Consider the following 21504-nt stretch of genomic DNA (forward strand, 5'->3'; position numbering starts at 1 on the left):
ACTTATGCTCAAGGCTAAAGGGAAATAGGAGAATTTTTTCTGGGACTTTGTGTGTTTTACTGGTAAAAAAATTACAATAATTCTGTGAAATGAGGAAAGTGGGCGCCCGATGAATCTGACTCTGTGCACGATCGTGAAGAATGAAGAGGCAACACTGTCGCGGACTTTGGACAGCGTTAAGGGTGTTGTTGACGAAATGGTGGTGGTGGATACGGGCTCGCGCGATCGCACTCGTGAAATTGCCCGAGAATTCGGGGCGAGGGTTTATGACTTTGAATGGTGCGACGACTTCGCAGCGGCGCGCAACGAGTGTCTCAAGCACGCCCAGGGCGACTGGATTTTGGTATTGGATGCCGATGAGGTTTTGGTACCGGAGATTGTACCTCAAATAAAGCAGGCAATTGAGAGCGATCGGCTGCTGCTCATCAATCTCATCCGTCAAGAAATCGGTGCCTCTCAATCTCCCTATTCCCTAGTGTCGCGCTTGTTTCGCAATCGCCTCGATATCCGCTTTTCTCGCCCTTACCACGCCATGGTAGACGACAGCGTGGCGGAGATTTTGCACAGGGAACCAAAATGGAAAATAGCTTCTCTCCCCGATGTGGCGATTTGGCACTCTGGTTATCAAAAAGATGCGATCGCAGCCAAAGGTAAATTCCAAAAAGCTCAAGCAGCAATGGAACGCTATCTCGCTTATTATCCGAACGATGCTTATGCTTGTAGCAAATTAGGCGCTTTGTATGTAGAAACCGGGCAAATTGGTCGGGGAATTAATTTATTAACCAGGGGCTTGACTGCTGCCAAAAATGATGATGCTATTGTTTACGAACTCAACTATCATTTGGGAATTGCTTATAGCCAGCAGCAGCAATTTGTTAAAGCAAAAGAACACTATCAAGCCGCAATTAATACAGATGTGCTCCCGGCGCTCAAGTTGGGCGCTTACAATAATTTGGGCAATTTGCTCAAAGATGAAGGAGATTTGAAATCTGCTGAAAAAGCTTACAAAGCAGCTTTAAAAATTGACCCCTATTTTGGAGCAGGTCACTACAATTTGGGACTTACCCTGAAGGCAGCCGGAAATTTAGCAGATGCGATCGCCTATTACCGACAAGCCATTAAAATCAATCCAGAACACGCGGAAGCTCATCAAAACTTGGCAGTAGCGCTGTTGAAAATTGGCAAAATGCCAGAAAGTTTAGCAGAATTCAAAAGAGCGATCGCCCTTCACGAACAGCGCCGCCCATTTGAAGCAGAACGCCTGCGCCGGGGACTGCAAGAAATGGGTTTAATCTAAACTTGCATATCTACTTTCTCATTACCAAGTAATTTGTAGGGGCAATCCCCGATGGTTGCCCCTCGATGCCCCAGGAGTAGGCACTCTTGGCACTACCTTACAACTTCTGAAAATTACCCGCAAAATCAAGCAATTATTTCTACTTTGCCACTATCCAAATCGTAGCGGGCACCAACAACTTTAAGCTTGCGCGCTTTGACGGCTGCAGCTAAAATAGGCGACGAGGATTTTAACTTATTTACATTCATTTTCACATTAGCTCGGACTGCGTTATCCCAGGCATCGCCCCCGTGATTTTTTGTCGCATCAACTGCAGGTTTAATCGCCGCCACCAAAGTGCTAATGTGACCAGGCACAGCTTTGCCATCTAAAGCTGCTTTAACAGCACCGCAGCGTTCGTGACCCAGAATTACTAATAGCGGAACGCCTAATTCTAGTGCGGCATATTCCATATTACCGAGAACCACATCGTCGAGAAAATTTCCAGCTACTCGGATATCAAATAAATCCCCCAATCCTTGGTCGAAAATAATTTCGGGAGTAACCCGCGAATCAGAACAAGCCAGGATGGTTGCAAACGGATGTTGACCGTTTGCTACTTCTACAACTCGCTCACGAGCTTGGTCGGGAAATGTCCGCTTTTGTTGAATGTAGCGTTGATTCCCCGCCATCAATTTCTTGAGAGCGCCCTTGGGAGAAATGCCAGAGATTGCCTCGGCCTTGGCGTCTTGGGCTTGTAAAAGCGTAGGTGCCAAGCTTGCCGCCAGAATCCCTGCACCAGCCCTCAACATTAAATTGCGCCGCGAAATCATGCCTGTTCTTTCGCTTTCAGTCATAAAAAAACTCCGTAAGTTTGAAACGAGGGTGTCAAAGAGTGCCCGCCCGGTAAATGACAAGCGAATTTCAAAGGTGGTACCCGCCACGTGATTTATCCGTGGAATCAATCCCAAATCGATTTTCGAAAATCCTCAAGCCCCCGGATTTATCCGTGGGGTCAATCTAAAATCTCAAATCTCAAATCTAAAATCGATTGACCCTTCGGCTACGCGGTTCCTGAGGGTAGTCGAAGGCCAGGGCATCGCCCGGGCGGTTTCAACCGCCGTGAATCTTTCCATTATACGGGGATTGCTAGATGCGGTGTAATCAATGGACTGCACTTTCACTCTTGGCAATTACCATGGAAAATGAAGCAACCCGCTCACGCATAATGTTTGCTCTTTCGAGCCTAATTCACAGGGGTGATGCTAGCTTGCGCCAAAGTTTACAGTCGGTACTATATTTAGAACACTGATTTAACCCAATAAATCTGTTTAATCCTAAATAAAGCGAGTCGAGGAACTAGCTTCGTACTTTTTAGTAGGTCTGTAAAATCTTAGCGTTAACGCAGTACCCAGGTACGGATGACTGTCAACTGTGGTTTAAATCAAAGCCCTTAAGCGAGCGTATGTTTAGAGCAGGGTCGTTGACCAAGAATTTCAAAGGTGGTACCCGCCACGTGATTTATCCGTGGAATCAATCCAAAATCTCAAATCGAAAATCCTCAAGCCCCCGCATTTATCCGTGGGGTCAATCTAAAATCTAAAATCTAAAATCTAAAATCGATTGACTGCTTGCAACTCGGTTCAATTGTTTGTATTTTATGGAATAATATCTACCCGAAGCTCAGCCAGACTTCTTTATTTTATCTTTACAAGCAGCTCGGGCAAAATTTAAACTTCAGAAAACTGGCTCCTTTTTATTTGATAAAGCGAACTGCGGTCATCCTTCTGGCGGCAGAGGATGCTAGAATCTATCTAAAACAACAATTATTTATAAATAAATCGAAATGTCTTACGTCGCCAGCATTCATATCTATCCGGTCAAGTCCCTAGACGGCATAGCTGTCAGTCAAGCAACTATTCTTGCCAGCGGAGCTCTAGAAGGCGATCGCTCTTTGGCAATCTGCGATGAAGCAGGAGAATTTGTTAACACTAAGCGCAACAGCGGAGTTCATTTTCTGCGCTTATCATTTGATATCCAAAAGAGAATTGCCGGCCTGAAAATTCAAGACACCGAACAAGAATTTTTTTTTCATGTAGATAGAGAACGCCCGCGAATAGAATCTTGGTTGAGCAACTACTTCGGTTTCCCCGTCAAGTTAATTGAAAACTTGCTGACAGGTTTTCCCCAGGATACCGCTGCAACAGGGCCAAGCATTATCAGTACCGAAACAATTGCCGAAGTTGCATCTTGGTTACCGAGAGTTTGCGTTAACGAGATGCGCCATCGCTTGCGAGCTAATATTGAAATAGGAGATGTCCCTGCTTTTTGGGAAGACCAACTTTTCCCACAAGCTGATGAAATCGTCAGATTTAAAATAGGGACTGTAATATTTGAAGGTATTAATCCCAGTCAGCCGTGTCTCCTATCTACGCGAAATTATGCAGCGCAAGAAACTTATCCAAATTTAAAAAATATACTAACAGCCAAGCAGAAGCAAATCATGCCTGACTTGGTAAAGAGAGGGCCTTTTAATCACTTTAGTCGGCTGATAGTTAAGACGCGAGTGCCACCTCAAGCAGCAGAAAAAATTGTACACATAGGAGATGAAGTTCAAATTCTGGGCGTCAGCAAATCCCTATTTAATACCCTTCCTGATTAGTTGTATGGCACGAGTCCGATCAAGTCGGCGGCAACTCCAAAGTAAGCTGACCCAACACACCCGTTCTAAAATCGTTTAACATCTGCCGCGCCGTTCGTTCGACATCTCCTTTATACCTGTCTTTTGCTACCTCGTGCAAATAATCTTCACCATTACTAGAGGCTGCATCTAATTTATAGCGGGATTTGAAACCAGATAGTGATATCAACGTGTCATCAGCCGCCTCCAGCCCTTGGAGCAAATCTACCATCGCTGCTGCTACTACCTGATTGTCATAAGCTGCTTCGCCAATATCTTCGCAAATAGCTAATTTTATAGCATTTTCTTGATTGTTAATTCGGGTTGGGATGACTCCGGGGGCGTCTAATAATTCAATTTCCTCAGAAATGCGAATCCATCGGAGCGATTTAGTTACTCCAGCTCTGCGGGCACTGTCCACCACTCTCCGCCCTAACAGCCGATTAATTAAAGCTGATTTTCCGACATTTGGAAAGCCCATCACCACTGCACGGACTGGACGGGGCAGCATACCTCGATCGAACCTTCTTTTATTTAGCTGCACCCCAGCATTCTGCACGGCATCCGCCACAGCGTCTACTCCTTGACCGTGCTCGGCATTAGTAAAATAGGCAGTTTCCCCCTGGGCCTCAAACCATGTTTCCCACGCCTCGCGCGCGCGAGGCGCAATCATATCCATGCGGTTAATGACCAATACTCGCGCCTTCCCCCCCACCCAACTCGGCATTTGAGGGTGGTAAGTAGCCAATGGAATGCGGGCATCTCGGACTTCGAGAACCACATCTACCCGCTTTAGCTGTTCTTTTAATGCCCGTTCAGCTTTGGCAATGTGACCGGGATACCATTGAATTTTCATAATAGGAAGGAAGAAGGAATAAGGAAGAAGGAATAAGGAAGAAGCAAGAAATAATCAGGGAACGGATGAGTGTAACGGATTTAAGGGCACGAAGGAAGGAGGGAATCAGGAAAATGGCAGAAGTAAGCTGTTGGGCATCTAACTTACACTACTAGAAATAAGTAATAAGAAAGAGTTTTCCTTCTTCCTTCTTCCTTCTTCCTTCTTCCTTCTTCCTTCCTTCCTTAAGGCACAATCAAAACTGAACAAGGAGACAGATTGATCACCCGATTGGTAACGCTGTCAGACGCCCCATCATCGGTTAAACCCATCCCCCGACAGCCCATCACAATCAAATCGGCCCCAATTTCGTCAGCCACATCACAAATCGTGAAAGCCGGTTTGCCTTCTCGCTCAATGATTTCAGCTTCGATTCCCTGCTGGGAAAACATCGATTGGGCCTCAGACAGCAGTTTAGCGACTGCTTCCGGGGAACTCATCACCTCTCGCGCCGGGGAGTCGGCCTCCTCGGCTGGGGGTTCGACTACCGACAGAATAACTAAACGAGAAGCATAGGTTTTCACAATATTGATCACCTTTTCCGCGGCTTCGCGGGCTTCTCGGCTTTGATCGACAGGAAATAAGACAGTCTTGAACATAGTGCGCATCTCCCGGACGCGGACTCCGATAAAATGTTTACGTTGAGCCAATCAGTGCCGTTTGTTTCATCTTCCGTTTTTTGTACGGACGCGGTTGAATGCGTCCGAGGCCCCAAGTGCAAGTGACCAGTGCCGCCATTTCAACGGAATTAGACAAAAACACCCATATTAGGAGGTTAATCCTGTGACCAAAAAAACTGTAGCAAATTTATCGGCATCGGACTTATCGGGCAAACGGGTATTGGTGCGGGCGGACTTTAACGTGCCGCTCGACAACGGCAATATCACCGATGATACTCGCATCCGGGCTGCTCTGCCGACAATTCAAGATTTAGCGTCCAAGGGTGCTAAGGTCATTTTGTGCAGCCACTTCGGGCGCCCCAAGGGCGTGACGGAGAAGTTGCGCTTAACGCCCGTTGCTGTGCGGCTGTCGGAATTGTTGGGCAAAGAGGTCAAAAAGACTGACGACTGCATCGGCGATGAAGTCGCTGCTACAGTCGCGGCGATGCAAGATGGCGATGTGCTTTTGCTAGAAAATGTGCGCTTCTACCCTGAGGAGGAGGCAAACGACCCAGAATTTGCTAAGCAGTTAGCTTCTGTGGCCGATTTGTATGTTAATGATGCTTTTGGTACGGCTCACCGGGCTCACGCTTCTACTGAGGGCGTTACTAAGTATCTGAGTCCTTCTGTGGCTGGGTTTTTGATGGAGAAGGAACTGCAATATCTCGGCAGTGCGATCGACAATCCCCAGCGTCCTTTGGCTGCTATTATCGGCGGTTCTAAGGTTTCTAGCAAGATTGGAGTCATTGAAAAACTGCTGGAAAAGTGCGACAAACTACTGTTGGGCGGCGGTATGGTTTTCACGTTCTACAAGGCTCGCGGCTTGAACGTTGGCAAGTCTTTGGTGGAAGATGACAAGCTGGAATTGGCTAAGTCCTTGGAAGCTAAGGCGAAGGAACGGGGAGTTACTTTTCTGTTACCTACTGACGTGGTAGTTGCTGATAAGTTTGATGCGCAGGCTAACACTCAAACTGTTCCTGTAGAAAGCATCCCGGAAGGTTGGATGGGTTTGGATATCGGCCCGGATTCAGTAAAAACTTTCCAAGATGCTTTGGCAGATTGCAAAACTGTAATCTGGAACGGGCCGATGGGCGTGTTTGAGATGGAGAAGTTTGCTGCGGGAACTGAAGGTATTGCTCGTTCTTTGGCTGGACTTACTGAAACTGGTACTACCACAATTATCGGTGGTGGTGACTCGGTGGCGGCTGTGGAACAGTTAAATTTAGGCGAACAAATGAGCCACATTTCCACTGGTGGCGGTGCGAGTTTGGAACTGCTCGAAGGTAAGGAATTGCCTGGTGTTGCGGCTTTGGATGAGGCTTAATTAAGTTAAGTAGGGCGGGCTTTGCCCGCCTTGCTGGAAGCAGGTCTAAATCCTTGGCTGCGAATCATGTTTTTGAAGATTTACCGCAGAGGGCGCAGAGAACGCAGAGCAAGAGAAAAGAGAGTAGGATATCGGTTTAAAGTCTACAGTTTGCTAGTATAATTTGTTTGAAGTAGCAGTGAGGTTTGTTTGTGAAACTTAAACTCTTGGCAACTGTAACGGCAAGTTTGGCTTTGTTTGGGCTGGCAGCTCCCGTTAAAGCTCAAAATCCAGATCATGTTAGGCAATTGCTGGAAACTAAAGAGTGCGAGGGCTGTGATTTGAGAAATGCTGATTTGTTCAAGGCTAGCTTGTACAGAGCGAATTTAAGAGGTGCTGATTTAAGCGGAGCAAATCTCTATGAAGCTAATTTGTTGGAAGCGGATTTAAGTGATTCTAATTTGTCTAATGCTAATTTAGTCAACGCCGAGATGTACGGTGCTGACTTGGACACTGCTAATCTGCGGAATGCGGATTTGTCTAATGCTTTTTTGGGGCGAGCGAATCTGACCAATGCTGATTTGCGCGGTGCTAAACTTTTTAATGCGAATCTGGGCGAAGCTTATCTGCTGCAAGCTAATTTGTCGAATGCCGATTTGAGGCGATCGCTGCTGTTTAGAGTTAATTTGAATCGTGCCAATTTAAGCGGGGCGGATATGTCTTTTGCTGACATACGCGATACTAATTTGCAGAATGCTATTCTCTCAAATACCAGGCTTCCTAAGGCTCAATTGAGCGGTACAAATATCGATGCAGCTAATAACGTGCGGCAGGCTGATTTGGAACGTGCCAACTTGCGGGGTACGAATTTGGGACCGGGGGTTTGCGTCATCACTAATTTTCCTTATTGCGTTTTGAATTTGGAATAATCTGCCTGCTGAGTGCGTCAGCCGCGATTAATTTGGCAGCTACGGGAGTTTTTGACATCGCCCAAAAACGGATACAAGCCCCCGACTTCTGTCGTGGAAACATAAAAATTTTTGACCCTAGTTCACGCCCCCAGATTAATCTGTGGAGTAAATCTAAAATTGGAGTAAATCTCAAATCTCAAATCTCAAATCGACTGTCGTGGAAAGATAAAAATTTTAGACCTTAGTTCAAGCTCCAAGATTAATCTGTGGAGTAAATCTAAAATCTAAAATCTAAAATCTAAAATCTAAAATCGACTGACTGGGTGCGCACCCTAGGTTAAGAGCTGAGCTAAGTTTGCGGTGGTTTGTATCCCTTTTCTAGGGCAAATCTCACAAGCTGGGCTCGATTTTCTAGCTGTAATTTATTGAAAATGCTGCCTAAATGAGCTTGTACAGTCCGGGGGCTAATAAACAGCCGATCGCTAATTTGTTTGTTAGTATAACCCTGAATAACTTCCCAAAAAACTCTTTCCTCGGCTGGTGTTAAAGGCAAAGGTGCAGGTGCTGGCAATACTGCCATAGCTTTTGGCTCCCCCGCCCTAGCGGTAGAAGTTTGAAGCAATCGCACAATCTCGGCGTGAATGCGGTGAGAGCGCTCTAACTGCGCCTTCACCTTAGCTAAGATTTCTTCAGACTGAAAAGGTTTTACCAGATAATCGTCAGCGCCGATCGAGTGACCTTCCACTTTTGACTCAATCTCGCCTTGACCTGACAAAAATATAAACGGCACCAACTGTCCCAAACGGGTAGTGCGCAAACGGCGACAAAACTCAAACCCGTCCATTTCCGGCATCATGACATCTGAAATGACCAAATCTGGGGGGGCATTTTCAAAAATCGAGAGCGCCTCAACCCCTGAATTAGCGCATTCAACCCGATATCCTTGACTTTCCAAGTACATTGCTAAGACTGTTTGACAGTCTGCTTCGTCGTCAACTACTAATATTCTTTCCATGAGAGGCTCGCACCAAATCCAGTTGGACAGTTCTTGAAACTGCGGCTCCCAAAGTAGGAACTTCAATGAGTTTACCGGCTGCAAGTTGATAAAAGCTCGCAATTTCAAGACGCCACAATTCCTCAAATAGTCCAATTACGAGCGCCGATCGCATAAAATGGGAAGAAGTTAAGGAATGTTGGGCTAAAATTTCCTTCTTTTATTCCTCTCTCCAAAAAAGCTACAACTTTTTATGATATAACGTCAACTTTTCTGCAGCAAATTGAAGGTAAAAGAAAGAATTTTTTTCTATTATACAGAAATTTTGGTGACACTTACAGTATTCCTAGACCAGACATGGAAAGGTTTTTAGATTTTTCGGGTTCGGACTCAGGTAAAAAAGGGACAACGCGAGCAGGTGCGGCTGCTGGGGGCTGCGCTAACAAATGCGGGTCGGCAATCAACATACTTTCAATTATCGGTGCTGGTTCGGGGCGGCTGAACAGATATCCCTGCATGATATCGCACTGATGTTGTTTCAAAAAATCTAGTTCGGCTTCTGTTTCCACTCCCTCAGCAATTACTGTCATACTCAAACTGTGACCCAGTAAAATTACTGCTGTAGTAATCGCAGCATTTTGAGTATCTTCGTTGGCATTGCGGACGAAAATTCGATCGATCTTTAAACTGTCAAAAGCAAATTGCTTGAGATATCCTAAAGTAGCGTAACCGGTGCCGAAGTCGTCAATAGCAATCCGAATTCCTAGAGCTTTAAGTTCGTTTAAAGTAGCGCCTGCTACTGTCGCATTTTCCACCAAAGCGCTTTCGGTCATTTCTAATTCTAAATTAGCAGGCTCCAAGCCTGTAGTTTCCAATATTTGCACGATTCGCGCTTTGAGTTCCGGGTCCGACAACTGCCGGGCAGACAAATTTACTGATATTCTAAAAGGCGAAAACCCCGCCGCCACCCAACTCGCGGCTTGAGCGCAAGCTGAAAGCAGTACCCACTCGCCAATCTGAATAATTAAACCTGTTTCTTCTGCTAAGGGAATAAATTCTCCGGGAGAAATTATACCTCGATCGGGATTTTGCCACCGCACTAAAGCTTCCGCGCCGATAACTTGGCCGTTGGCAATATTCACCTGCGGCTGATAATATACCTGAAACTCACCTTGTGCCAAAGCGTGGCGCAGCAAAGCTTCGAGAGCAAACTTTTCAGGAGAGAGGCTCGTAACCTTGGTCGAGTCGTTAACTAAATCTTTGAGTCTGGCTTCTGCTTGGCGAAGCGCCACTGTCAGCGGTTGAGTAATAGTTTGCCGTTTCAAGACGCGAGAAGCAATGGCTCCTAGCAATTCAGCCTTGGTAAACGGCTTTGTCAGGTAATCGTCGGCCCCTAATTCCATCCCCCTACGAAAATCGGTTTTCTCACTTTGAGCCGTCAGGAAAATAAATGGAATTGTTGCAGCTAGCGAGTTTTGCCGCAGAGTCCGCAACACGTCATAACCGTCGAGTTCCGGCATCTGCACATCGCACAAAATTAAATCAGGTATCTCCGAAAGTGCCATCTGCACACCAACTCGACCGTTCTCGGCTGAAATGACCCGGTAGTTGTGAGATTCCAGGAGTTGCAGAAGAGTTTCCCGGATTAATTCGTCGTCTTCAATCACCAAAATTTTGAGCATGATAATTAGATAACAGATGGCACTATATATCTGAACCTGACTAACTCTAGCATACTCAAACTAGGGAAGTAGTAATTGGGCCAATTAGCCAATAAATGATTAGCCAAATGGCTGAATATTTCCCGTCGGTTCTTAAGTCACAATAGAAGAACTGCCAAAATTGGGAACATTTCGATATCTTTCAAGAGCCGAAAACTGCGGCGCGAGACTTGTTTGATAAATTTTTATTACAAAATAAGCGTGGTTTCTCATAAAAAGATGCCACCAACACTGTTACTGCGTCGGTGGCGCTAATCACTCATATCATTTCCGGTTACACCGTCCGTGATGTTGACGGTTGACTGTTGACGCCGTGAACAGTCAACAGTCAACCGTCAACAGTGAACTCGAATTTACTATTCCGATGCTAAGGGATTTGATATCAGGCAATTTCTTATTTGATGTCCGGTTAATTACTCATAATTAGGCAGTCTTTGTACTTAGGACTTTTGTTTTCTGTCGATGGATGCCTCAGGACGCTGCATCCTGCTCCTGCCCAAAAACGGATACTTGCGAAGGACAACAGTGGTGGAGAGAGCAAAATTTTAGACTATTGTTCGCGGTGCCAGATTCATCTGTGAAGCCAATCTAAAATCTAAAATCTAAAATCTAAAATCGACAGACGGAGAACTTAATTATGGTTGTATAACCGGAAATCATACTAGGATGTGCCTTAATTCACAGGCTTAGTGGAATTGGCGCAAAACTTGGAATCTACAATGGCAGAAGTGATACTGACAGCCTGCATTGATGATGACGGAATTATCTGGTCTTGCGGAACTACCACCGTCTTTTTACAAACAAGCTCGCTACTGCCTACAGAGGCAAAGTTCCAAGCATAAAATTGGGGAGTGCTGACTGTCGCGTTGGCCGGATGTAAACCTAGTGCAGTCACCAATACTAATCCAAAAGTCACTAAAGCTACGATCGCGAATCTCAGCATATTCTTTGTTTGAACAGGATAACTTACCCGATCGGTATTACCTTATTATTGCTCGGGTGGCTCGAGAGCGTCAATAGCAGTTATTCGGCCGTCAGATTCAACTGGTAAGCGATCGGCTCAGATGCTTGAGAAACTACCACGAATTCATAATAACCAGCATCATCCAGCAATCCAGACCAACTAAGCCCTTCTGCATCTTCCAGCAAAGCTCGCGCGCCCTTTGTCCGCCCAGGAGTATAAATTGAGAGTAGAGTAGATTGGCGCGGTGCTTGCAAATTCACGCGCAAAGTTTGATTTTGAGCGAACCGGGCAATGTAAGCTTTCCCTTCTCCGGGTTTGAGATTGCCTGTGAGGCTTTTGGTGTTCGATCGGCGGCCAAATTCAACGCTTTCGACAGTTGCTCCAGCTTGCAAAGATGTGAGGGCATCAGCGGTAATTGCTTGCCAAATTTGTCCGATCGGCTTCCCGATGAGATTGCGATCGCGCGGCTGTTCGGGAAACCAATAAAAGAACCTAGCATCAGCCAAATCGTACAAAGCCCGACTGCTCAAATTCAGCTTGTTAACCTCTGTTTTCCAGCGATCGAGATCGGTGGTGTCGTAAGTACCCAACCGCGCTCTAGCGTCGCTGCTGAGGTTTTCCAGCTTGTCGAGCAACTCGTCGCCGATTTTCTGCCATCTTTCGCGCCATTGGCGATCGTCATCGCCTTCTTTTAACAATCGTCCGCCCAATTCGGGGTATTTGGCATAGAAAGTCTCGTCCACAAGGTTGACGTAACCGCTATAGAATCGATCGTCAATTTTGAGCTTTACAAAGCGATCTTGCAAAGCATCTTCTTGCTGCTGCTTCGGGCTAGCAGGCTGGGAACCTTTCTGGACTTTTGATTGCAGATTTAACAAAGAATTGCCTGCCAACCAGCCAATTCCCCCCATACTTGAGAGCACCGCCACCACAAACAAAACCATTTTCCAAGCAGGCATCTTTTGCTGATTGCCAATAGCAGCAATTCGCACCGGAGTTCCCGGCAGTTTTGGCACGGGGGCGGGCACGGGTATAGGCGAGAGATCCGGCGGCTGCGTGGGCCCAAAATCCGGGGGTGGCGGCAAAGGTGGCTGTAAAGGCGGATTCCCCGAGAGAGCGAGCATTACCTCGCGAGCCGAGGAGTAACGCTGGCTCGGCTGTTGAGCAAGCATTTTATCCAGCACCAGGGACAAATTCGGAGACAGAGAACATTCCGCCCGCCAGTTCCAATGCAGCGTCTGGGTGTCGAGCAACTGATGCGGTTCCTTCCCCGTCAGCAACACTAAAACCGTGGCCGCCAGGGCGTACAAATCGCTTTGGGGAGAGACGATGCCCATCTGCATCTGTTCGACGGGAGCGTAGCCGAGCTTGCCGATGCGAGTCGCGGGGGCGGGAGTGCCGTTAGCCTCAGCGAAAAGAGACTCTACGGTGGCGGCGACTTGTTTTACTCCGCCGAAGTCGATGAGCACTGGCATTCCGTCAGACAGCCGCAGAATCAGGTTGTCCGGGGAGATGTCGCGGTGAAGCACTCCTAGAGAGTGAATGTATTCGAGCACGGGCAAAATCTGGATTAGCAGTTGATTGATTTCTGCTTCTATAAACCGCAAACCCTGACGCTTGCGGGCGTCGAGCAGAAAGCGGTAGGTTTGACCGGGCACGTAGTCTTGGACGAGAAATAGGTAGCCTCGATCGCTGATACTGACGCGGAAGAGTTCGCGGAAGCGCGGGATTTGATTGTGTTGCAGCTTGTAGAGCACTCCCGCTTCCCGCTCGAACAGTTCCTCGGATTTTTGTAAAGCGTAACTTCCCTGTACTTGGGGCGCAAATTCTTTTAAAACGCAGGGTTCGTTAAATCGGTGGGCGTCTTCAGCTAGGTAGGTGCGTCCGAAGCCTCCGTGTCCCAATTCGCGGACGATGCGGTAGTGATGGTTGAGAGTTATGCCGGGGTAGATGGGATTGTTCATGGGAACTTGCTGCGTCGGATTTTCACGCTTGACTGAGACTGGGAGTTTTGGGCGATCGCTGAATTAATCTTGACATAGTGTGTCAGTGTTTATCTTTTCGTGGGGGTTGGGGGGAGCTATAAGACCCACACCATAATCTCTGATTTGATGTGGGATACATGGACTCCCCCAAGTTAATTTTATGGGACTCGATGTCCCTTAAATTAACATTTAACGCTACACTACTCACCAGTAAACACTGTAGAATGCTGACACTTACACACCGCTACCGAATCTATCCAGACTCCGCTCAAGAGCAACAACTCATTGAGTGGATGGAAATCTGTCGAGGCGCATTTAACTATGCACTTCGAGAGATAAAAGATTGGTGTGACAGTCGTAAGTGTCCGATTGACAGATGCTCTCTGGAGAAAGAGTACATCATTTCTTCGGAGCTGAAGTTCCCGGGCGAAATTCAACAGCTTAACAACTTGCCGAAAGCTAAGAAAGAATTTCCCAAGTTGAGTGAGGTTCCTTCTCAAGTTCGACCGCATGCTATTAAGCAGTTGCATAGAGGGTGGGAATATTTTCAGGAGAGAGGGTTCGGCTTCCCCAGATTCAAGAAGTATGGGCAGTTTAAGTCGTTGCTGTTTCCTCAATTTAAAGAGAATCCGGTGACGAATTTGCACATTAAACTGCCCAAGATTGGGGCGATTCCCATCAACTTGCATCGACGGTAGTGCTTTTTTGTAAAGGACAGAGGAAAACAATCTATCTTATTATGCAATCCCCATTTTTTTTCTGATTTGTTGGTTGTATTCGTGGATGAAGTTCCAAATTGCCCCGATATGATTCTCTAGCTTCTTTGAGAATGATAATGTCTTTCTCACTAACCTTGATATTCTCTGTCTTAACGTGTTGTTGAGTCTTTCAATATAACTCGTTAATCCCGTCTCCTTTCCTACTGCAAAATGCCTTTTGCTTGGCACTACCTTTTCATAGGCTTCCCACATATCCGTATACACCTTGGCGCATTGCTTATATACCCCTGGTAATGAATCCCAAAGTTGTTTGGCTGATGTCCGCGAACGGTCTCCGATTTTACATCCGATGATTTCTCTGGTTCGAGCATCTATTGCGAGCCAGACCCATTGCTTGTTCCCTTTATTGTCCACAAATGACCACAACTCGTCCATTTGAACCGTCAGCTTCCCTTTTTCTTTTGGCACTACTTCTGCTTGCTGCTCTACCTGTTGATAATATTTGTTGACATAATTTTGGAGCCAGCTTGCTGACACACCTACTGCTCTTACTATTCCGGCTAATGGGATTTTTTCCAGTAACAATAATTTTACCAATCCGATGGTGTTTTTGTCTTTTTGTTTCCACTGTGGATCTTCCACAAACTGTCTTCCACAGTCTCGACATTTATGATTTTGTTTCCCTCTGCGCGTTCTCCCATTTTTCATGATGTCGTCAGATCCACACGTTGGGCAACTTAAATCCAATTTCATTCCATCATTCCTCTTTCACGATCGTCGCTCTATTTTACTATTTTTCTCCGCCCTTTACAAAAAAGCACTACCCATAATTAATGAATTTAATGAATTGACTTCACAAGAAACCTGTTGAATTATTGTAGTCAACACTTATCTTGTGGAAATCCTATGATAAATAAACGACTCATCAAAAAAATAGTTTTTTTGTTAATGGCTTCATTAAGCCTATTGTTGGTAACAGTGACTCATGCAGCGGCCCAACCACTACCATTCTACTGGGATAACATCAACGTCCTAATCGACGTTCAGACTAACGGAGATATGTTAGTCACCGAAACGCAAAAATATGTATTCACAGCCGACTACAACACTGAACGATATCGCTACATTCCTTTGGATAAGGTCGATGAAATCAAAGATGTGACTGTTGCCGAAAATAATCAAATAATTCCTAGTAGCACTGGAACTGATGAAAACAATCAACTTTGGATTCGCTGGCAACATCAATTAAAAGCGCCAGAATCACATACTTTTGTTATCAAATATCGAGTTGTAGGTGGATTGCAACTAGATGGTCAGGATACTCAAGTTTATTGGAAAGCCATTTCATCAGGTCGCAAAGCCCCGATTAATGGCGCAAAAGTTAGAGTAAAATTACCAGAAGCTTTGTCAGGTAAAGTTCTATTTTTTAGGAATTTTGGTACGCCAGCAGTTCCTCGTCAAGTAGATCCTAAAACATTTGAATTTGTGGCAAGTCAGCCTGTTCAACCGCAGCAAGAATTAGAAGTGCAGATTGCATTTCCCCAGCAAATTCTCAATGTACCTCAACCTCGCTGGCAACAAATTGGCAATCAATCTCAATCTTCTTCGGAGGAACAAGTCTTTTTTGACTCTGAGCCTTTTGGAATTTTCTTTATGTGGCTTCTTTGGGTGTCTGTTCCCATTTTAGTGATTGTGTTAATGACAACCAATGAAATCAAGACTCGAAGCTGCCCTCAGTGCCAAACACTCAAGCTCAAACGGACTTATAAAGTTTTGTTGAAGCCTACATATACCAGTGCAGGAAAGCAGGAAGTTACCTGCAACTGTCGAAACTGCTCTTACCGTCACAAGTATGAAGAAGTAATGCCAATCTTGAGCGATAACAGTGATGGCGGTGGCGGTGGCGGTGGCGGTGGCGGTGGCGGTGGTGGTGGCGGCGGTGGTGGTGGCGGTGGTGGCGGTGGTGGCGGTGGTGGCGGTTAATATCAACTGGACTTACGCATCATAGCCAAAGAAACCGGGTTTTTACTTAATCTGTGGGTTGTAACGAAGTATTGTCGAAAAAAACCCGGTTTCAGAGCACCCGCGCGTCCAGGACTCTTGTTGATAATTTTCGTATTTTCGTTAGTTTAGCGGGCAGGATTGGAATAAGGGGCGATCGTACTTTCTTACAGATTGTACGAGCGCTTTTAAATATTGGATGGAAATTTTAGTCACTCATTTTGAGATGAAACGATCGCACTTTATGACAAACCCTCTTATAAATATGACTTTTATGAACTTAATTAATGAATTTAATGAGTTGACTTTAAAATAACTCTCTTGAATACTGATTGTAGTTAACAAGTTTTCTGTAAATTTTAGCTAAAAGCAGATTAAAAACTATGACTAAATCACATTGGCTTCGCAAACTTTTACCATTAGCAGTATCTTTCGCAACCGCGATCGCAGCAGCAGGCGCTTTTGCCCCGCCAACTTCCGCTCAAAGCAATCCGCCGCCGCAAGCCCAGGAAGTTCAACCACCCCAAGCAGAAGGATTTAGCATTCCGATTTGGATCTATCCCGTAGGAGCAATGTTGTTAGTTTTCATCTTTCTACCCAAGATTGGCTGGACTTTGGGATTAATTGCGATCGGCGAACGAGAAGTGGGAATTGTTACTAAGAAATTCTCCAGCAAAAAATTGCCATCCAGTAGATTAATTGCTCTCGAGGGCGAAGGAGGTTTGCAAGCTGATACCCTTGCTCCCGGCTGGCATTTTGGTTATTTTCCCTGGCAATATAGCATTCGCAAAGAACCAGTTGTTGTGGTTCCTCAAGATGAAATTGGTTTAATTATTGCCAATGACGGAGCCACGATTCCTCCCGATCGCATTTTAGGCAAAGTCGTCGATTGCGACAATTTTCAAAATGCCCGCAAGTTTCTCACAGGCGGTGGAGAAAAAGGACGGCAACTAGCTATAATCACCACTGGTACTTATCGGATCAATACCGCTGTATTTGAGGTGATTACTTCTGCCAATGCCTCTGCAAAGGGTATGCAGCCGTCGCAACTTCAACTATACAAACTTGCTCCAGATCGCGTGGGAATTGCGAACGTGCTAGACGGCGTTCCGATTGATGAAGGTGAAATTGCCGGGCCGATAATTCCCGGTCACGACAATTTCCAAAAAGCGCAATCTTTCATCAAGGGTGGCGGGCGCAGGGGCTTGCAAGAACAGGTGATTCTATCTGGTTCTTGGAACCTGAACCCCTGGTTTGTGCAAGTAGAACAGGTAAAAATGACGGAAGTACCGATCGGCTATGTAGGCGTAGTAATTTCCTATGTGGGAAAATCGCACCAAGATGTAAGCGGCGTGGCTTTTACCCACGGCAATCTCGTCAACAAAGGCGATAAAGGTGTGTGGGTAGAACCGCTTTATCCAGGCAAACATCCGATCAATACAAAAGTGATGAAGGTAGAACTTGTTCCTACTACCGATGTTGTTTTAAACTTCACATCGCGGTTCAGTGGAGAACACGGCTACGACTCCAAATTAAGTGCTCTGAAATTGCTTTCTTTTGACGGATTTACGTTTGAGTTAGAAGTTTTTCAGATTATTCATGTCGGTACTTTGGATGCACCGAGAGTGATTTCGCGGCAAGGTTCCATGCAAAATCTAATCGACCAAGTGCTGCGTCCAATTGTGGGCAATTATTTTCGCAATTCCTCTCAAGAATATACAATACTCGATTTCCTGATCGCGCGCAGCGAGCGCCAAGCAGAGGCTGCAGAACACGTTCGTCAAGCCCTGCGGGCCTACGACGTGCAAGCTGTGGACACGCTGATCGGTTTGATTTCGCCACCACCAGAGTTGATGCAAACATTGACCGATCGCAAAATTGCTCAGGAACAAGAAAAAACTTACGACGTACAGCGCATTTCAGAGTCGCAGCGTCAAGAATTGGTGCGCGCAACTGCGATCGCCAACATTCAAAATCAGGTGGTGGCGGCAGAACAAGGGGTGAAAATTGCCCAACTGAGTGCAACTGCTGCGATCGAACACGCTAGCGGTGAAGCAGAAGGGATTCGGCTGATGGGACAAGCAAAAGCTGATGCTTATCAAGTTGGTGTCAACGCTTTGGGTACGCAGAGTTACACACTGTTGCAACTGATGCAAGCGGTTTCGGATGGTAGCGTTCGCGTTGTTCCCGATGTCGCAGTGAACGGTAACGGCGGTAGTGGGGGTTTGCTGGACGGTTTGATGGCAATGTTGCTGCGGAATGAAACCAGTAAGAATGGAGAAAATGGAGTACATTCACCTGTAATTAATGTCAAAAAATCTAAGTCTGTTGTTGTGGAACCTGTGGCCGAATCACCAGTAGCAAAAGTACATTCGGTGGAGTCGCCGGAGTCTCCTAATCATTCACCGGTTGCTCATTCTGTGGCTGTTGATGAAATTGATACTGACTGGGAATTTGGTGATTTTCTTGACGATATTTGAGTTGATTTGTGCAGTTTGTAGAGAGGAATGTTGTTCTCTATTAAAGCTTTTTGTCTAAGATTTTACTGTTCAGAGAATTAGAGGTGCAAAATTATGACGTTTATGGTTATACACAAATACGTGAATTTGTCAATGTTGATGGTGGTAGTTGCTTTTAGTGCGATCGGTCTAGAACCATCTGGAAATGGACTTTCAGTTTTAGCAGCAGAAACGCAAAGCGCAAACAAAACATTTGGTGATTGGTGTCGCGAGTATGCTTCTTTGAATCCAGAAACTAGACATACTGTTGAAGCACTTTTGGAAAAAGCAGGGACTGTTGAATGTGACGCAGCTAATCAGAAACTTTCGAGTTTTGCGTATCTCGTCCTCAGTAGCAATGAAATCACCGATGTCAAACCATTACAATCCTTGACTAGACTGACTTGGCTCGACCTTAGCGACAATCAGATCGCCGATATCAAACCATTGCAATCCTTGACTAGAATGGTTCGGCTAGAACTCCAAAACAATCAAATCAGCGACATTCAAGCCTTACAATCCTTCGCTAACCTGACTCAAATTAACCTAGATACCAATAAAATCAGCGATATCAAACCCTTACAATCTTTGACAAAACTGACTAAGCTCAACCTAAGCAACAATCAAATCAACGACATAAAATCATTGCAATCTTTGACTAACCTGACTAATCTCGTACTCAGTGACAATAAAATCAGCGACATCCAATCATTGCAATCCTTGATTAAGCTGACTAATCTTACCCTCAGAAATAATCAAATCAGTGATATCAAACCATTGCAATCCTTGAGCCAACTGACTAATCTTACCCTCAGTAGCAATAAAATCAGCGATATCCAATCATTGCAATCCTTAACCAATTTGACAGAAATTTACCTAGACAACAATCAAATCAGCGATCTTAAACCATTGCAATCCTTGACCAAGGTATTCACCCTTGACCTGGAAAACAATCAAATCAGCGATATCCAACCATTACAATCCTTGACCAAGCTAATTAATCTGTTCATGAGTAACAATAAAATTAGCGATATTAAACCATTACAATCTTTAACTAGCCTAATGTCACTCAAGCTAGAAAAAAATCAAATCACCGATATCAAACCCCTGCAATCTTTGACTAAGCTTCGTTATCTCTACTTCAGCGGAAATCCGATGTCTTCCAAAACTTGTCCTCTTCAGGAAGGGATATGTAATTGGGAGCCCTTAAATTATCCTTAAATCCGAAAAGTTGGCATTTCTGAAAGTTAGAGCGACAAAAATATGACATTTATAGTTGGAGAAAAACACATGAATTTACAAAAGTCGATCGCAGTTACTTGTAGTACGCTCATCATCCTAGCATTATCGGGAAATGGACTTTCAGTTTTAGCAGCAGAAACGCAACCCGCAAACAAAACATTTGGTGATTTGTGTCGCGAAAAAGCTTCTTTAAGTCCAGAAACTCAACATACTATTGAGGTGCTGTTGAAGCAAGCTGAGACTACAGAGTGCGATGCAGCTAATCAAAGACTTTCCAGTATCACGGAACTCGACCTCCGCGAAAATGAAATCAGCGACATCAAACCATTGCAATCCTTGACTAAACTGACTGCGCTCAATCTCGCCGCCAATAAAATCAGCGACATTCAATCGTTGCAATTCTTGACCAACCTGACAGATCTCTACCTCAGCGCTAATCAAGTTACCGATATCAAACCATTACAATCCTTGACTAACCTGACTGTGCTTGCCCTCAACCTCAATCAAATCAGTGAAATCAAACCATTGCAATCCTTGACTAACCTGATGGTGCTCTTCTTGGGCAATAATAAAATTAGAGACATCAAACCATTACAATTCTTGACTAATCTGAGTCTGCTAGACCTTGAAAACAATCAAATTAGTGACATCAAACCATTGCAATCTTTGACTAACCTAACTCTGATCGACCTCAGCAAAAATCAAATCAGCGATATCCAACCCTTAAAATCTTTGACTAACTTGTCTGAGGTCAACCTCAGGGGAAATGCGGTTCCCCTCCTAAGATTATCTACGAATGAACCTTCCCCGTCAGTCGCCCAAAAGCAACCAGAATATAATGGACGAACATTTGGTGATTTGTGTCGCGAAAAATCTTCTTTAAGTCCAGAAGCTCAACATACTATTGAGGTGCTGTTGAAGCAAGCAGACATTGATGAGTGCGATGCGGCTAATCAGATACTTTCGAGCCTCACAGAACTCGAGCTCAGCGGTAATCAAATCAGCGACATCACACCCTTGCAATCTTTAACTAACCTGACTTCGCTCGGTCTATTCGACAATCAAATCAGCGACCTAAAACCGTTGCAATCTTTGATTAACCTGACGAATCTCTACTTGAGCAACAATAAAATCAGCGACATCTCCTCATTGCAATCCTTGACTAAACTGACCGTTCTCGACCTTAGATACAACCAAATCAGCGACATTAAACCATTGCAATCTTTAACTAACCTGACTGAACTCAACCTCGGCACAAATCAAATCAGCGACATCCAACCATTACAATCCTTGACTAAGCTGACCGAACTCGAACTCAACAACAATAAAATTATCGACATTACGCCATTGCAATCATTAACTAATCTGAATGCGCTTTTGCTCAACAACAATAAAATCACGGATATCAAGCCCTTGCAATCTTTGACTAAACTGACTTGGATGTTCCTCAACGACAATCAAATTACTGACACCAAACCGTTACAATCCTTGACTAGCCTGGATGTACTGAACCTCAGCGGAAATCCGATCGAACCCAAAACTTGCCCTCTCCAGCCAGAGTCTATCTGTGATTGGGAAACACCCTTTGTATTCTAAAAATTGACTGTTCAGCCAAACAGCCAGTTTTGATGAAACTCCTGTGGACTGGGCATCCTG

17 protein-coding genes are annotated in these 21504 nt (G+C 45.2%); 9 read left to right on the forward strand and 8 right to left on the reverse strand.

The window, feature by feature from the left end; all coding sequences use genetic code 11:
* The first annotated feature begins 109 nt into the window (after positions 1-109).
* Positions 110-1297 carry a tetratricopeptide repeat protein gene (locus QUB56_RS02150; RefSeq protein ID WP_332952734.1) on the forward strand — a complete coding sequence of 396 codons (1188 nt, stop codon included), beginning with the start codon at positions 110-112 and terminating at the stop codon, positions 1295-1297.
* Between the two features lie 125 nt (positions 1298-1422).
* Here QUB56_RS02150 and QUB56_RS02155 read toward each other — a convergent pair whose 3' ends face one another.
* Entirely contained in the window at positions 1423-2133 is a 711-nt protein-coding gene (locus QUB56_RS02155) for a carbonic anhydrase (protein ID WP_332952736.1), read from the reverse strand.
* Between the two features lie 989 nt (positions 2134-3122).
* On the opposite strand from QUB56_RS02155, the gene QUB56_RS02160 reads away from it, so the two are divergent.
* Positions 3123-3938, forward strand: coding sequence for an MOSC N-terminal beta barrel domain-containing protein (locus QUB56_RS02160; RefSeq protein WP_332952738.1), 816 nt, complete (start codon positions 3123-3125; stop codon positions 3936-3938).
* Between the two features lie 19 nt (positions 3939-3957).
* Here QUB56_RS02160 and ylqF read toward each other — a convergent pair whose 3' ends face one another.
* Both ylqF and QUB56_RS02170 read right to left on the reverse strand, forming a co-directional pair.
* On the reverse strand, positions 3958-4812 hold the full coding sequence (ylqF, locus tag QUB56_RS02165; protein WP_332952739.1) for a ribosome biogenesis GTPase YlqF: 855 nt from the start codon (positions 4810-4812) through the stop codon (positions 3958-3960).
* A 224-nt stretch (positions 4813-5036) separates the two neighbouring features.
* Positions 5037-5450, reverse strand: a complete 414-nt coding sequence (locus tag QUB56_RS02170) for a universal stress protein (RefSeq protein ID WP_332952740.1) — start codon at positions 5448-5450, stop codon at positions 5037-5039.
* A gap of 184 nt (positions 5451-5634) precedes the next feature.
* Here QUB56_RS02170 and QUB56_RS02175 point away from each other — a divergent pair, with 184 nt between their 5' ends.
* The gene (locus QUB56_RS02175) at positions 5635-6834 is read left to right on the forward strand and encodes a phosphoglycerate kinase (RefSeq protein ID WP_332952741.1); all 1200 of its coding nucleotides are present in this window, start codon (positions 5635-5637) and stop codon (positions 6832-6834) included.
* A gap of 191 nt (positions 6835-7025) precedes the next feature.
* Complete coding sequence (locus QUB56_RS02180; protein WP_332952743.1) at positions 7026-7742, forward strand: pentapeptide repeat-containing protein; 717 nt, start codon at positions 7026-7028, stop codon at positions 7740-7742.
* Positions 7743-8073: 331 nt separating this feature from the next.
* Here the strand turns inward: QUB56_RS02180 and QUB56_RS02185 are convergent, their stop codons facing one another.
* From QUB56_RS02185 to QUB56_RS02200, 4 genes are all read right to left on the reverse strand, one after another.
* Entirely contained in the window at positions 8074-8739 is a 666-nt protein-coding gene (locus tag QUB56_RS02185) for a response regulator (protein WP_332952795.1), read from the reverse strand.
* A 314-nt stretch (positions 8740-9053) separates the two neighbouring features.
* Positions 9054-10400 carry an EAL domain-containing response regulator gene (locus QUB56_RS02190; RefSeq protein WP_332952745.1) on the reverse strand — a complete coding sequence of 449 codons (1347 nt, stop codon included), beginning with the start codon at positions 10398-10400 and terminating at the stop codon, positions 9054-9056.
* Positions 10401-11112: 712 nt separating this feature from the next.
* On the reverse strand, positions 11113-11382 hold the full coding sequence (locus QUB56_RS02195; RefSeq protein WP_332952746.1) for a hypothetical protein: 270 nt from the start codon (positions 11380-11382) through the stop codon (positions 11113-11115).
* A gap of 80 nt (positions 11383-11462) precedes the next feature.
* The gene (locus QUB56_RS02200) at positions 11463-13367 is read right to left on the reverse strand and encodes a serine/threonine-protein kinase (protein WP_332952748.1); all 1905 of its coding nucleotides are present in this window, start codon (positions 13365-13367) and stop codon (positions 11463-11465) included.
* A 245-nt stretch (positions 13368-13612) separates the two neighbouring features.
* On the opposite strand from QUB56_RS02200, the gene QUB56_RS02205 reads away from it, so the two are divergent.
* A complete protein-coding gene (locus QUB56_RS02205; RefSeq protein ID WP_332952749.1) occupies positions 13613-14086 on the forward strand; it encodes a transposase in 474 nt (157 codons plus the stop codon).
* Between the two features lie 39 nt (positions 14087-14125).
* Here QUB56_RS02205 and QUB56_RS02210 read toward each other — a convergent pair whose 3' ends face one another.
* Positions 14126-14860 (reverse strand): IS1 family transposase, encoded by a 735-nt coding sequence (locus QUB56_RS02210; RefSeq protein ID WP_332952751.1) that lies wholly within the window; start codon positions 14858-14860, stop codon positions 14126-14128.
* A 153-nt stretch (positions 14861-15013) separates the two neighbouring features.
* Here QUB56_RS02210 and QUB56_RS02215 point away from each other — a divergent pair, with 153 nt between their 5' ends.
* The 4 genes from QUB56_RS02215 (at position 15014) to QUB56_RS02230 (ending at position 21444) form a co-directional block, all read left to right on the forward strand.
* Positions 15014-16090 carry a DUF2207 domain-containing protein gene (locus tag QUB56_RS02215; protein ID WP_332952753.1) on the forward strand — a complete coding sequence of 359 codons (1077 nt, stop codon included), beginning with the start codon at positions 15014-15016 and terminating at the stop codon, positions 16088-16090.
* 401 nt (positions 16091-16491) lie between these two features.
* On the forward strand, positions 16492-18588 hold the full coding sequence (locus QUB56_RS02220; RefSeq protein ID WP_332952755.1) for an SPFH domain-containing protein: 2097 nt from the start codon (positions 16492-16494) through the stop codon (positions 18586-18588).
* Positions 18589-18681: 93 nt separating this feature from the next.
* Entirely contained in the window at positions 18682-19827 is a 1146-nt protein-coding gene (locus tag QUB56_RS02225; protein WP_332952756.1) for a leucine-rich repeat domain-containing protein, read from the forward strand.
* Between the two features lie 69 nt (positions 19828-19896).
* On the forward strand, positions 19897-21444 hold the full coding sequence (locus tag QUB56_RS02230) for a leucine-rich repeat domain-containing protein (protein ID WP_332952758.1): 1548 nt from the start codon (positions 19897-19899) through the stop codon (positions 21442-21444).
* The last annotated feature ends 60 nt before the right edge of the window (positions 21445-21504 follow it).

It is taken from the genome of Microcoleus sp. AR_TQ3_B6, assembly GCF_036702785.1.
Classification (GTDB): domain Bacteria; phylum Cyanobacteriota; class Cyanobacteriia; order Cyanobacteriales; family Microcoleaceae; genus Microcoleus.

Coding starts and splice junctions, on each gene's coding strand:
- QUB56_RS02225 (WP_332952756.1), top strand. CDS start 18,682: ATGACGTTTATGGTTATACACAAATACGTGAATTTGTCAATGTTGATG.
- QUB56_RS02205 (WP_332952749.1), top strand. CDS start 13,613: ATGCTGACACTTACACACCGCTACCGAATCTATCCAGACTCCGCTCAA.
- QUB56_RS02190 (WP_332952745.1), bottom strand. CDS start 10,400: ATGCTCAAAATTTTGGTGATTGAAGACGACGAATTAATCCGGGAAACT.
- QUB56_RS02200 (WP_332952748.1), bottom strand. CDS start 13,367: ATGAACAATCCCATCTACCCCGGCATAACTCTCAACCATCACTACCGC.
- QUB56_RS02215 (WP_332952753.1), top strand. CDS start 15,014: ATGATAAATAAACGACTCATCAAAAAAATAGTTTTTTTGTTAATGGCT.
- QUB56_RS02160 (WP_332952738.1), top strand. CDS start 3,123: ATGTCTTACGTCGCCAGCATTCATATCTATCCGGTCAAGTCCCTAGAC.
- QUB56_RS02195 (WP_332952746.1), bottom strand. CDS start 11,382: ATGCTGAGATTCGCGATCGTAGCTTTAGTGACTTTTGGATTAGTATTG.
- QUB56_RS02210 (WP_332952751.1), bottom strand. CDS start 14,860: ATGAAATTGGATTTAAGTTGCCCAACGTGTGGATCTGACGACATCATG.
- QUB56_RS02185 (WP_332952795.1), bottom strand. CDS start 8,739: ATGGAAAGAATATTAGTAGTTGACGACGAAGCAGACTGTCAAACAGTC.
- QUB56_RS02155 (WP_332952736.1), bottom strand. CDS start 2,133: ATGACTGAAAGCGAAAGAACAGGCATGATTTCGCGGCGCAATTTAATG.
- QUB56_RS02230 (WP_332952758.1), top strand. CDS start 19,897: ATGAATTTACAAAAGTCGATCGCAGTTACTTGTAGTACGCTCATCATC.
- QUB56_RS02150 (WP_332952734.1), top strand. CDS start 110: ATGAATCTGACTCTGTGCACGATCGTGAAGAATGAAGAGGCAACACTG.
- QUB56_RS02170 (WP_332952740.1), bottom strand. CDS start 5,450: ATGTTCAAGACTGTCTTATTTCCTGTCGATCAAAGCCGAGAAGCCCGC.
- QUB56_RS02220 (WP_332952755.1), top strand. CDS start 16,492: ATGACTAAATCACATTGGCTTCGCAAACTTTTACCATTAGCAGTATCT.
- ylqF (WP_332952739.1), bottom strand. CDS start 4,812: ATGAAAATTCAATGGTATCCCGGTCACATTGCCAAAGCTGAACGGGCA.